Below are 11,136 nucleotides of genomic sequence, written 5' to 3'. Positions count from 1 at the left end.
GGTCATGCCTGCGACGATCGATGTCGAACGGTACGCCGAGGGGGTCCGGGCGGGTTCCCGCGCCTGGATCGCCCGCGCCGTCACCCTGGTCGAGTCCACCCGCCCGGACCACCGGGCGGCGGCCCAGCGGCTGCTGGTCGAACTGCTGCCGCACTCCGGCGCGGCCCGCAGAGTCGGCATCAGCGGGGTGCCGGGCGTCGGCAAGTCGACCTTCATCGACGCGCTCGGCACGCTGCTGACCGGGATGGGGCACCGGGTGGCGGTGCTGGCCGTCGACCCGTCCTCCAGCCGTACCGGCGGCTCCATCCTGGGCGACAAGACCCGGATGGAGCGGCTGGCGACCGACCCGGCCGCGTTCGTCCGGCCGTCCCCGACGTCCGGCACGCTGGGCGGGGTGGCGCGGGCCACCCGGGAGTCCATCGTGGTGATGGAGGCGGCCGGCTATGACGTGATCCTGGTGGAGACGGTCGGGGTCGGCCAGTCCGAGACCACCGTCGCCAACATGGTCGACACCTTCCTGCTGCTGACCCTGGCGCGCACCGGCGACCAGCTCCAGGGCATCAAGAAGGGCGTGCTGGAACTGGCGGACCTGGTCTCCGTCAACAAGGCCGACGGTCCGCACGAGCGCGACGCCCGCTCCGCGGCCCGCGAACTCTCCGGCGCGCTACGGCTGTTGCAGCCCCAGGACGCCGCCTGGACACCACCCGTGCTCACCTGCAGCGCCCGGGAGGGCACGGGCCTGAAGGGCGTCTGGGAGCGGGTCGAGCAGCATCGCACGCTGCTGGAGTCCTCCGGGGCACTGGCCGAGCGGCGCCGGGTCCAGCAGGTCGACTGGACCTGGTCGATGGTGCGCGAGCGGCTGATCGACCGGCTCCAGGAACACCCCGAGGTGCGCCGGGTCGGCCCCGGGGTCGAACGTGCGGTGCGGGCGGGCGAGATCACCGCGACGCTGGCCGCCGAACAACTGCTGACGGCGTTCGGCCTGGCGGAGAACGGGCCGGCGGCGGACTAGACGGACCTCCCTGAGGGCACTCCCTCCGGACACGCCTCGCCACGCAGGCGCACGTCCGGAAGGAGTGCCCTCAGGGGCTGTCCGCACCCCTCTGCGCCTCCATGCGCAGCCGTCTGTCCCGTCTGCCGGTCACCGCGCGGAGCGGGATCAGCACCGCCCACCACAGCTTCGCGTCCGTCGGCGAGACGAAGGCGAGCGGTACGGCGGTGACGAAGACCAGTACCGTCCCCGCCAGGTCGATGACGTCGTTGCGCACGATGCGGTCGGGCAGTGCCTCGCTCGCCAGCCACGGCCGTTTCCACAGCACCAGCGTCAGCGCGAGCTGGACCGCCCCCATGACCGCGACGGCGCCGGAGTAGACGGCCACCGCCTGCGGCAGGTCCCCGTACTCGGCCAGCAGGGTGGTGGGGAAGGGCATCAGGGCAACCAGCCCCAGGCCCAACAGCACCAGCCTGATGACCGCCCCGTCCACCTCCCGTACGCACTGGAAGAGCTGGTAGTGGCCGCGCCAGAACGCCGCGATGACCACCAGGCTGAGCGCGTACGCCCACACCTTGGGCATCACGTCCCGCAGGGCCTGCGCGAATCCGGCGGAGTCCAGCCCGTCGGGCAGCGCGATGTCCAGCGCCAGCAGCGTCATCGCGATGGCGAACACGCCGTCGGACAAGGCAAGGAGCCGGTCCGCGCTCCCCTCGTCGTCCCGTAGCTTCTGGAGCTTCCGGCCACCGTTCATCACGCCACTTTAGGATCAGTCGCCCCGGAATATTCCGATTGATCCCTTGGAGATGTTGAGCCGCCGCACTCCCCGGTCACCTCCGGCCGGGCCACGGCACGCTCTCGACGCCCGCGACGGCGCGCCGCCCCCGTTCGGCGAAGTGCGCGACGGCCAGGTCACGGAAGCGCGCGGCGGCGGTGGCGAGGTAGCCGTCCTCGCGCCGGACCAGGCTCAGGGTCCGCTCGCAGCCGGGGGCGTCCAGGCGCAGCCAGGCGAGCGGCACCGAGGCGAGTTCGGCGCGGGCCAGGGCGGGCATCAGGCCGATGCCGAGACCGGCGGCGACCAGGAAGTGGGTGGCGCCCGGTTCGTCGCCCTCGCAGGAGATCACCGGGCGGCGGCCGGCTCCGGCGAACAGCCGCTCCAGCAGCTCCCGTTGCCAGTGGCCCGGCCGGGTGGTGATGAAGGCCTCCTCCGCCAGCTCCTCGACCGTGACCCGGTCCCGGCCGGCCAGCCGGTGCCCGACGGGGACCGCGAGCAGCACCTCCTCACGTAACAGCCGCACCGCGCCCAGACCGGGTCCGGGCAGCGGCTGCGAGGCGACGCAGAAGTCCACCTCCCGGGACCGCAGTTGTTCCCGCATCGCCTCGGGGGTGGACTGGAAGCAGCGGATGGTGACCCCGGGGTGGGCGGCGCGGAATCCCGCCAGCAGCTCGGTGAGGGGCAGCAGGGTCTCGGCGGCGACGGCGACCCCGCCGTGGTCCAGCCCGGCCGCGTCGGCCAACTCCCGCCTGGCGTCGTCGAGTTCGTCCAGCGCCCGCTCGACCCGGGTCAGGAATGCCGCGCCATGGCGGTTGAGCCGGATGGCGCGGCCGTGCCGGTCGAAGAGCGGTACGCCCAGTTCGGCCTCCAGCCGGGCGATGGTCCGGCTCACCGAGGGCTGGGCCACCCGTAGTTCCTCGGCGGCCCGGCTGATGTGCTCCCGGCGCGCGACCGCCCGGAAGTAGCGCAGGGACAGCAGGTCCATCGGTGTCGCGGGCCTTCCGCTCGGGTGACGGTGACCCGCGCATCGTCACACACGGCAGGCGCGCGGCCCGCTCCACCGGCGGGCCCGGGGCACCGTACGGGCGGACCTCAGCCGCGCACCGACATCGCCGCCCAGACCGTCTTCCCCGACCGGTCGGGGGGCGTCCAGCCCCAGGATTCGCTCAGCGTGTCGACGATCTGCAGGCCGCGCCCGGACTCCGCGAGGTCGCTGCGGGGCCGGATGACGGGCGCGCCGGGGCCGGCGTCCGAGACCGCGCACAGCACGGTGGTCTCCTGCCGGGTCAGCGCGAGCCAGGCGTTGCAGAAGGGTGCGGGTGCCGCGGCGTCCTCCCCGTCCGGGCCGGGCTCCCGGAAGCCGTGGCGCAGGGCGTTGCTGACGAGTTCGGAGACGACCAGCACCGCGTCGTCCGCGAGACCGGCACACACCTGCCAGCCTTCGAGGGTCGCCCGGGTGAAGCGGCGGGCCTCCGGCACCGTGCGTGCGGAGCTGCTGAGGGCACAGGCGGCGAATCCGTCGGGGGCGGGCAGCCACCCCACGTCCTCACAGGGTTCCTCCCGAAGCGCGTCGTGCACGGTCTCTGCCGGATGTGTGGTCATCACCATCTCCGCGAAGGGGATTTCGGGCTGGGCCGGACTGCCTCGGAGGGCTAATATCCTCGGCAGTCGTCGCCCGGTGCAAGTGCATCTGCAATTACATCGGTAAGGACGGCGCCCCAGGGGCTCGATCACGCCAAGGTGAGCGCGGGCCCGGCATCGGTCGGAGGAATGCCCTCCAGCAAGGGAGCAGTCGTGATGGAGTCGGTGAGCAACGGCATGCAGGCGACCAGCATCGAAGGCGCCGTCTGGCGCAAGAGCCGCCGCAGCAACCCCAGTGGCAACTGCGTTGAACTGGCGGTTCTTTCGGACGGCGGAGTGGCGGTGCGCAACTCCCGGTTCGCCTCCGGTCCGGCACTCGTCTACACCCGCGCCGAGATGGCGGCCTTCGTCCAGGGCGCCAAGGACGGCGACTTCGACGATCTCGTCGGCACGGACTGACGCGGAGGCGGCCACGAGTGGCGCATATGTCGACCGGATAGTCCCCCCGGCTGTACGGGGAGTTGGCGCGATGGGACACTGGGCGCTCGCCCGACCACCCAGGGGAGTCAGGATGAGCGAGCGCCGCAGGGGAACCTCCTCGGCCGGAGGTCGGGGGAGACACGTGAAGAGGTGCGCGCCTCGCGAACGCGGGGCCCGGCGAAGCGAGGTTTCGGCATGAGTGCCGCGCAGCCCAGCAGCGGTCCGTCCCTGCGCCGCTATCTCGACCACCCCCGGGGCGGCCCGACCGTCCTGCGCATCGTGCTGGGCACCCAGCTCCGCCGGCTGCGGGAAGAGGCGGGCATCACCCGGGAGGCCGCCGGGGACGCCATCCGCGGCTCACACGCCAAGATCAGCCGTCTGGAACTGGGCCGGGTGAGCTGCAAGGAGCGCGATGTCGCCGATCTGCTGACGCTCTACCACGTCACGGACGAGGCGGTCCGCGACGACTTCCTCAACCTGGCCCGCCGGACCAGCAGCCCCGGCTGGTGGCACCAGTACGGCGATGTGCTGCCCGGCTGGTTCGAGACGCATATCGGCCTCGAAGAGGCCGCCTCCGTGATCCGCACCTACGAAGTCCAGTTCGTGCCGGGCCTGTTGCAGACCGCGGACTACGCCCGTGCGGTGGCGCAGCTCGGCCACCCGCGTTCCTCGCCCGAGGAGATCGAGCGCCGGGTGCGGCTGCGGGTCCAGCGTCAGGAGCTGCTGACCGTCCCGGACGCGCCGCGGGTGTGGGCGGTGATCGACGAGGCCTCACTGCGCCGCCCGCTCGGTGGCCCCGAGGTGATGACGGGGCAGCTCAGGCATCTGCTGAAGATGACCGAGCTGCCGAACGTCACGCTTCAGATCGCGCCGTTCAGCCTCGGCGGACTGGCGGCGGCCGGTGGTCCGATCACGATCCTGCGCTTCCTGGAGCCGGATCTGCCGGACATCGTCTATCTGGAGCAGCTCACCAGCGCGCTCTATCTGGACAAGCGCGATGACGTGGACCACTACCTCGCGGTGATGGACCGGCTCAGCGCACAGTCCGAGTCGCCGCGCGAGTCCGTGACGATCCTGGAGCGACTGCTCAAGCAGGAGAGCTGAGCGCACGGCGCCGGCGCGGCGAGCGGGGCGGGGTACCCACCGGGGTGCCCCGCCCCGCTCCCGTGGGCCGGGGCATCCGGCCGACGGGGCATCCACCCGGCGGGTCCTACGACTTGCGGGCCACGCCGCCGTACTCGATCCACTCCTGGGTGAGCTGCTTGGGCCCGATGTCCGCGTCCGGCTTCCAGGTGGAGACCTCCACCAGGCCCGGCTCCAGGATCTCCAGGCCGTCCAGGAAGCCGGCCAGCTCGTGCGCCTGCCGTACCCGGCCCCACTGGCCGTGGGTGGAGACCCGCATGAACTCGGTGACGAAGTCGCGGGTCGCGGCGTCCTCGCTGACCAGCTGGCACACCACCAGGAAGCTGCCCGGCGCCAGCCGGTCGGCGACCCGCTTGATGAGACCGGCCGGGTCGTCGGCGTCCGGTATGCAGTGGAGCACGGAGACGAACAGCGCGGCGACGGGCTGGTCGAAGTCGATCAGCCGCTCGACCTCGGGGCTGCCGAAGATGCCGTCGGTGTCCCGCATGTCCGCCTGGATGACGGCGGTGTTGGCGTTCTCCTCCAGCAGGGCCCGGCCGTGGGCCAGCACGATGGGGTCGTTGTCGACGTAGACCACCCGGGACTTCGGGTCGACCTGCTGGGCGACCTGGTGGACGTTGTCCTGGGTCGGCAGGCCTGATCCGTGGTCGACGAACTGCCGGATGCCGTGCTCCCGGGCCAGCCAGCGGACCACCCGCTGCAGGAAGCGCCGGTTGTTGATCGCCAGCACCTGGGTGCTCGGTACGACCTTGCTCAGCTCGTCGCAGGCCTCGCGGTCGACGGCGTAGTTGTCCTTGCCGCCGAGGTAGTAGTCGTACATCCGCGCCACACTCGGGATGCTGACGTCGACGGCGCTGGACTGCGGTCGCGTTTCTTGGCTCATTCCACACTTTCCCGTCGCTTCGGCAGCCATCAGCCAGGGGGCAGCGGCCGATCGTTGCGTGATTGTACGACCACGCCCCGCAGTCCCCAACATACCTAGCGGAGGGCGGTTGTTGCGGACGAGCGGCCGTGTTCCCCGATGTCCTTTGAGAGTTGTCGGGACGCCATAAGGCGCGATCGGACGGGGGCGAGAGGCCGGCCGACGCGGGGGTACGGGCCGCCGCCACGCCACTCACAGGCGGCGGCCCGTTCCATTTTTCCGGCGACACCCAACGCCGGGCACGCCCCCGCGCGGTCCGGGCCCGCCCAGGAACATCTCGGACCCGGCCGCATCCGGCCGCCTCGGCAGCCACCCGGACAACTGCCGTTGCGGAAGGGAGCGTTGCATGAGGGCGCCTACCACCGTCACCCCGCTTTACACCTGCCGAAGACGACCCGGACCAGCGACTCCGTCCGCCAACAACCTGACCCCGACGTAAACTTACCCACGAGTAATGCTGGGATAAGCTCCATGGATGAGCGATATACGCAGGCGACGCGTCCCCCGGCCGGTCCGGGAACAGCTGATCATCGACGCGGCGATCGGGGTCTTCGCCAAGCGCGGCTACCACGCCTCCTCGGTCGACGAGATCGCGGAACTCGCCGGGATCACCAAGCCGATGGTCTATCTCTATCTCGACTCCAAGGAGGGGCTGTTCCTCGCCTGCCTGCGTCGTGAGGCCGAGCGCCTGGTGGCCGCGTTCCGGGCCACCACGGGCCCCGCGCCCTCCCCCGAGCTGCGCCTGCGGGCCGGGCTGCTGGCGTTCTTCACCTTCGTCACCGCCCACCCGGACAGCTGGGTGGTGCTGCACCGCCAGGCGTCGGAGCTGACCCCGGCGATAGCGGCGGAGCTGGCGCGGACCCGGCGGGCGCTGCTCGGCGAGGTCTCCGGGCTCGTCCGGACCTGCGGGGCGGACGGCGCCGGTGCCGCCTGCCCCGACGACGAGGCCGACTTCGTGGCGTACACCCTGGTCGGGGCGGCGGACTCGCTGACCGACTGGATGGCGCTCCATCCCGAGGAGCCCCCGGAGCGGATCACCCTGCGGCTGATGAACATGGTGTGGGTGGGGATGCGCAACGTCCTCGACGGGGAGGTGTGGACGACACCGGCCGAGGAGGGGTAGGGGCAGCCGATCTCCGTCCCCTACTGGCGGGCGCCCCGGCCCGGTGGGTAGAAGGGACGGATGACCATGAACGAGAGTCAACTGACGCCCCTTACGGGAATCCCGGCCACCGCCGAGGAGATGGTCCTGGCCAACCAGGCCAACTGGGACGCCCGCACCCCGGTCCATGTGGCCAGCGCCTTCTACGGGCTGGACGGCTCGCGCACCGCCGAGGACTGGTTCGCGCCCTTCGAGTGGACCGACCTCGGCGCGCTGACCGGGCGGGACGTGCTGCATCTGCAGTGCCATCTGGGCACCGAGACGGCCGCGTTCGCCGAACGGGGCGCGGCACACACGGTGGGGCTGGACTTCTCCGCGGCGGCGGTCGCGGAGGCCCGGCGGCTCGCCGCGGAGGCCGGCCGGAGCATGGAGTTCGTCCAGGCGGATGTGCACCGGGCCCCGGAGGCGCTCGGTGCGCGGCGGTTCGATGTGATCTACACCGGCAAGGGGGCGCTCTGCTACCTGCCGGATCTGACCACCTGGGCCGGCATCGTCAGCTCACTGCTGCGGCCCGGCGGGACGTTCTATCTGGTCGAGTTCCATCCGCTGCTCGACTCGCTGGGCCCGGCCGGCGGCCCGGACCAGCAGGATCTCCGGCTGCGGAACGACTACTTAGGGGGCCGTGGTCCCCTCCGGAGCGACACGCCGTGCACGTACACCGACGGGCCGCCGGTGCAGGGCGCCACGACGAGCTATGAGTGGCGGCACGGTCTCGGGGAGGTCATCTCCGCCGTGATCGGCGCGGGGCTGACCGTCGAACTGGTGCGGGAGACCGAGCTGCTGCCCTGGAAGCGGTTCGACACCATGGTCCCGGCCGAGAACGGCTGGTGGCGGCTGCCGCCGTCGCAGCCGATCGTCCCGCTGCTGTACGCGTTGCGGGCGGTCAAGCGCTGAGGCGGCGGAGCTCCCCGTCCGGTCCCGGGCCTCGCGGGCGCCGGGGCCGGCGGGGTCCGCGGGCCTCCGTTCTCAGCCCGTCGGCCCGTGGAACCGGCGGTGGGTCAGCGCCCACCAGACCTCGGCCAGATCCGCCGGGTCGCGGAGGTTGGTGCCGGTGATCTCCTCGAAGCGGCGGAGGCGGTTGCGCAGGGTGTTGGGGTGGACGTAGAGGGTCCGCGCGGCGGCCTCCAGACGCAGCCCCTGCCGCAGATAGGCGGCCGCGGCCTCCTCCAACTGGGCGCCGTCCTCGCCCCGTTCGGCCAGCGGCGCCAGCCGGAGCCGTACCAGCTGCTCCCCCACGGCCGGCAGCGCCACGACCGTGGCCCGCAGCCCCAGCTCCTCGCGGGTGAACGCCCCGACGAGCCCGAATCCGGCGGCGGCCCGCAGCGCCTGGGTGGCGCGGGTGAATTCGGTGGCCACACCGGACGCGGGCACCGGGGCACCCAGTCCCAGCATCAGACTGCGGCACAGCCCGGCCGGGCGCCCGAGCAGCAGTCCGGCCACGTCCCCGTCCACGGTCGTGACCAGGGGGCGGCCCGCCTCGTCCAGGGCGAGCCAGGGACGGAGCAGACCGACGATCCGGTGGAAGGCAGGGTCGCCGGGTCCGGCGTGGTCCGCGGCGGCACCGTCCGGCCTGGCGGGCGGGGAGACATCGGGCAGTCGTGCGCGGAACGGGAGGCGGAGGGTGCGGTGCCCGTAGGCGCCGTCCCCCGCCGCCGCGTCGTCGGCGGGCCGCTCGGGCCGGTACCCACCGTCCGGACCGTCGCCGGTGAACGCGGCGCCCCGGGCCCCGGGGCCGGCCGGGGACGTGTCCCACCGCACCTCGCCGAGCAGCAGGGCGCGCACCATGGCCGCATGCCGGCGGTCCGCCGCCGGGTCGTCGCCCTGGAGCCCGACCCGGCAACCGCGGACGATCCGCAGCGTGTTGGCGTCGACCCAGGCGCGCAGGGTCTCGGCGATCGGCAGCAGGTCCTCGGCGGTCCCGCCCCGGCCGGTCATCTCCTCACCGAACCGCCGCCAGACGATGTCCGTACCGATCCGGTAGGCCGAGATGATGTCCTCGACGGGCAACGAGCGGGCCAGGGCGCTCACCTCGTCGAGATGGGTCTCCGGGATGCCGTTCGCCGGGACGTCGTCACGGCCGGTCTCCCGTGCGGTCCGCCGCTCCTCGGCCCAGCGCTCCACCAGCGAGAGGCCGTTGCGCAGGGAGGCCAGCACCCGGGGCCGGAGCACGTCCGCCGGCACCGCCGCGTAGGAGGGGAGTTGGGCCCGCAGGCCGTCGATGACCTCGTCGGTGAGCGCGTCGATGCCGTCGTGCAGCGCGGCGGCGGAATCCGGCACCGTTGTGGAAGTCTCCACCCGTCCCCTCCCGACTCGGTGTCTTTCCCCATGGCGAAAGCGATCATTCGTCGCCATGCTACGAGGAAGCCGCCCGAACCCCTACAGATGTTCGACGTTGGATGACTTTTCCCCAGCCGTCCTGACTCGTCCCGGCGTTCGGTGCGCGGCCCCGCTGTCCTCCCCCGTCCCCCGCACCCTTGAGGAATTCCATGGCTGTTTCCTGGCGCCGTATCGCGGTGCCCGCCGCCGCGATCGGCGTGCTCGTCCCCGCCGCCCTCGGCACCCACGCCCTGCTCTCGGGCCCCGACGAGCCGCGCACGTCCTCGGCCGGCATACCCGCCGCCGGGCCGACGGCCCCCGGTGCCGTGCCCGACGATGCCCGCGCCTCCGGCCCGGAGGGCACCGCCGCGGTGGCCCGGCCGTCCGACGCGCCGACCCGCTCCGGCAACTCGGTCTCCGTGCAGCTCTCGTCGTACGACGCGCAGCGCAAGCAGGCGGAACTCAAGCCGTCGGCCGGCAGGACCGTACGGACCGGTGATGTGATCGCCGCCGCGCCCAACCGGCACGCCCCCTCGGGTGCGCTGTTCAAGGTCGGCAAGGTCACCGGCTCCCGCGACGGCAAGGTGCGGGTGACCACCGCCCCCGCCACGCTCTCGGAGCTGCTCGGCGACCAGAAGGTGGACCAGCGCGCGGCGTTGCGGCCCGGTGAGGTCTCGGTCAGGCCGCTCTCCTCGGGTGTCACCGTCAAGAAGCCCGCTTCCGGCGCCGGTTCGGACAGCGGCGGCCCGGCCACTCCGTCCGACGGTCCGGGCACGCCGTCCGGCAGCCCGGACGCCACCGCCTCCGGTTCCCCGAGCCCCTCGGCGTCCGGCTCCTCCGGCGTCCGCACCCAGCTCGCCCCGTCCGCGGTCCGCCCCACCCCCGGCTCGTCCGGCAGCGCGCTGTCGCCCGAGGCGCGGAAGGCGCTCACCACCCTGCGGCTGGGCGTCAACGTGCCGCTGCCCAAGGGCGTACAGGCGACCGCCAAGTCCCCCGCCCGGCTGTCCGGCGAGGTCTCGTTCACTCCCGAGCTGATCTTCCAGTACGAGAAGCGCGGCGGGCTGAACCTGCTGCCGCAGCGCGCGGCCATCGGCCTGGGCGGCTCCTACGGCTACGGCTGGCAGGTGCACGGCAAGGTCAAGGGCAAGGCGGACACCGGGCAGGTCGCGGTGCCGCTCGCGGCGGTCACCGGACGGCATGTCTTCTGGGTGGGCCCGGTTCCCGTCGTGGTCAGCACCGAGGTCACCTTCACCTACCGCTTCACCGCGGACGGCCGCATCGTGCTCGACGCCGACCAGCGCACCGCCGGTTCGTTCGCCGTCGGCGCGACCTACGACCGCGACCACGGCGGGTGGAAGCCGCTGCACGAGGCGCGGCAGCAGACGAAGGGCGGGGCTCCGCGGGTCGCGGGCGCGGCCACCGCGACGGCCCGTGTCGGGGCGCACGCCGAGGTGTTCCTCTACGACACCGCGGGCGTCGGCGGTGATCTGTCCGTCCATCTCACCGGGCGGGCCGCCGGGGCGTCCGACGGCGGTGCCCCGGCGTGGGCGCTCAGCGCGGGCTACGACCTGAAGACCGAGCTGATGCTGCAACTGAAGATCTTCGGCATCACGATCGCGGACCTGCGGACCACGCCGTTCGCCCTGCACGACGAGCGGAAGCTCTTCGGACGGGGGAAGCTGCCCCCCGCCTGATCCCGCTCCCGACCGGCACCGGCACCCCCGGGGACAGCATGTCCCCGGGGGTGCCGTGCGCTGTGGCGGCCG

11 protein-coding genes are annotated in these 11,136 nt (G+C 72.7%); 6 read left to right on the top strand and 5 right to left on the bottom strand.

The window, feature by feature from the left end; translation table 11 throughout:
* Positions 1–4: 4 nt before the first annotated feature.
* On the top strand, positions 5–1,012 hold the full coding sequence (gene meaB, locus ACWC9R_RS08220; RefSeq protein WP_450729562.1) for a methylmalonyl Co-A mutase-associated GTPase MeaB: 1,008 nt from the start codon (positions 5–7) through the stop codon (positions 1,010–1,012).
* Between the two features lie 70 nt (positions 1,013–1,082).
* Here meaB and ACWC9R_RS08215 read toward each other — a convergent pair whose 3' ends face one another.
* The 3 genes from ACWC9R_RS08215 to ACWC9R_RS08205 all read right to left on the bottom strand — a co-directional run bounded on the left by ACWC9R_RS08215 (position 1,083) and on the right by ACWC9R_RS08205 (position 3,368).
* Positions 1,083–1,745: a TMEM175 family protein gene (locus ACWC9R_RS08215; protein ID WP_450729561.1), complete on the bottom strand. Its 663-nt coding sequence runs from the start codon at positions 1,743–1,745 to the stop codon at positions 1,083–1,085.
* A 76-nt stretch (positions 1,746–1,821) separates the two neighbouring features.
* A complete protein-coding gene (locus ACWC9R_RS08210; protein ID WP_450729560.1) occupies positions 1,822–2,751 on the bottom strand; it encodes a LysR family transcriptional regulator in 930 nt (309 codons plus the stop codon).
* 107 nt (positions 2,752–2,858) lie between these two features.
* The gene (locus ACWC9R_RS08205; protein ID WP_450729559.1) at positions 2,859–3,368 is read right to left on the bottom strand and encodes an ATP-binding protein; all 510 of its coding nucleotides are present in this window, start codon (positions 3,366–3,368) and stop codon (positions 2,859–2,861) included.
* Positions 3,369–3,563: 195 nt separating this feature from the next.
* Between ACWC9R_RS08205 and ACWC9R_RS08200 the strand changes: the two genes are divergently transcribed.
* Both ACWC9R_RS08200 and ACWC9R_RS08195 read left to right on the top strand, forming a co-directional pair.
* Positions 3,564–3,806, top strand: a complete 243-nt coding sequence (locus tag ACWC9R_RS08200) for a DUF397 domain-containing protein (protein ID WP_450729558.1) — start codon at positions 3,564–3,566, stop codon at positions 3,804–3,806.
* Positions 3,807–4,022: 216 nt separating this feature from the next.
* Positions 4,023–4,931 carry a helix-turn-helix domain-containing protein gene (locus ACWC9R_RS08195; protein WP_450729557.1) on the top strand — a complete coding sequence of 303 codons (909 nt, stop codon included), beginning with the start codon at positions 4,023–4,025 and terminating at the stop codon, positions 4,929–4,931.
* Positions 4,932–5,037: 106 nt separating this feature from the next.
* Here ACWC9R_RS08195 and ACWC9R_RS08190 read toward each other — a convergent pair whose 3' ends face one another.
* On the bottom strand, positions 5,038–5,853 hold the full coding sequence (locus ACWC9R_RS08190; protein WP_450729556.1) for an SAM-dependent methyltransferase: 816 nt from the start codon (positions 5,851–5,853) through the stop codon (positions 5,038–5,040).
* 514 nt (positions 5,854–6,367) lie between these two features.
* On the opposite strand from ACWC9R_RS08190, the gene ACWC9R_RS08185 reads away from it, so the two are divergent.
* Positions 6,368–7,015, top strand: coding sequence for a TetR/AcrR family transcriptional regulator (locus ACWC9R_RS08185; RefSeq protein ID WP_450729555.1), 648 nt, complete (start codon positions 6,368–6,370; stop codon positions 7,013–7,015).
* Positions 7,016–7,075: 60 nt separating this feature from the next.
* A complete protein-coding gene (locus tag ACWC9R_RS08180; protein WP_450729554.1) occupies positions 7,076–7,948 on the top strand; it encodes a class I SAM-dependent methyltransferase in 873 nt (290 codons plus the stop codon).
* Between the two features lie 72 nt (positions 7,949–8,020).
* Here the strand turns inward: ACWC9R_RS08180 and ACWC9R_RS08175 are convergent, their stop codons facing one another.
* Positions 8,021–9,349, bottom strand: coding sequence for a PucR family transcriptional regulator (locus ACWC9R_RS08175; RefSeq protein WP_450729553.1), 1,329 nt, complete (start codon positions 9,347–9,349; stop codon positions 8,021–8,023).
* Positions 9,350–9,540: 191 nt separating this feature from the next.
* Here ACWC9R_RS08175 and ACWC9R_RS08170 point away from each other — a divergent pair, with 191 nt between their 5' ends.
* Positions 9,541–11,064, top strand: coding sequence for a hypothetical protein (locus ACWC9R_RS08170; protein ID WP_450729552.1), 1,524 nt, complete (start codon positions 9,541–9,543; stop codon positions 11,062–11,064).
* Positions 11,065–11,136 lie beyond the last annotated feature (72 nt).

This window comes from Streptomyces sp. NPDC001219 (assembly GCF_053597915.1).
Note: the sequence above shows the minus strand (reverse complement) of the source record. Positions and strands in the feature narration are given on the sequence as shown.

Coding starts and splice junctions, on each gene's coding strand:
- meaB (WP_450729562.1), top strand. CDS start 5: ATGCCTGCGACGATCGATGTCGAACGGTACGCCGAGGGGGTCCGGGCG.
- ACWC9R_RS08215 (WP_450729561.1), bottom strand. CDS start 1,745: ATGAACGGTGGCCGGAAGCTCCAGAAGCTACGGGACGACGAGGGGAGC.
- ACWC9R_RS08210 (WP_450729560.1), bottom strand. CDS start 2,751: ATGGACCTGCTGTCCCTGCGCTACTTCCGGGCGGTCGCGCGCCGGGAG.
- ACWC9R_RS08205 (WP_450729559.1), bottom strand. CDS start 3,368: ATGACCACACATCCGGCAGAGACCGTGCACGACGCGCTTCGGGAGGAA.
- ACWC9R_RS08200 (WP_450729558.1), top strand. CDS start 3,564: ATGGAGTCGGTGAGCAACGGCATGCAGGCGACCAGCATCGAAGGCGCC.
- ACWC9R_RS08195 (WP_450729557.1), top strand. CDS start 4,023: ATGAGTGCCGCGCAGCCCAGCAGCGGTCCGTCCCTGCGCCGCTATCTC.
- ACWC9R_RS08190 (WP_450729556.1), bottom strand. CDS start 5,853: ATGAGCCAAGAAACGCGACCGCAGTCCAGCGCCGTCGACGTCAGCATC.
- ACWC9R_RS08185 (WP_450729555.1), top strand. CDS start 6,368: ATGAGCGATATACGCAGGCGACGCGTCCCCCGGCCGGTCCGGGAACAG.
- ACWC9R_RS08180 (WP_450729554.1), top strand. CDS start 7,076: ATGACCATGAACGAGAGTCAACTGACGCCCCTTACGGGAATCCCGGCC.
- ACWC9R_RS08170 (WP_450729552.1), top strand. CDS start 9,541: ATGGCTGTTTCCTGGCGCCGTATCGCGGTGCCCGCCGCCGCGATCGGC.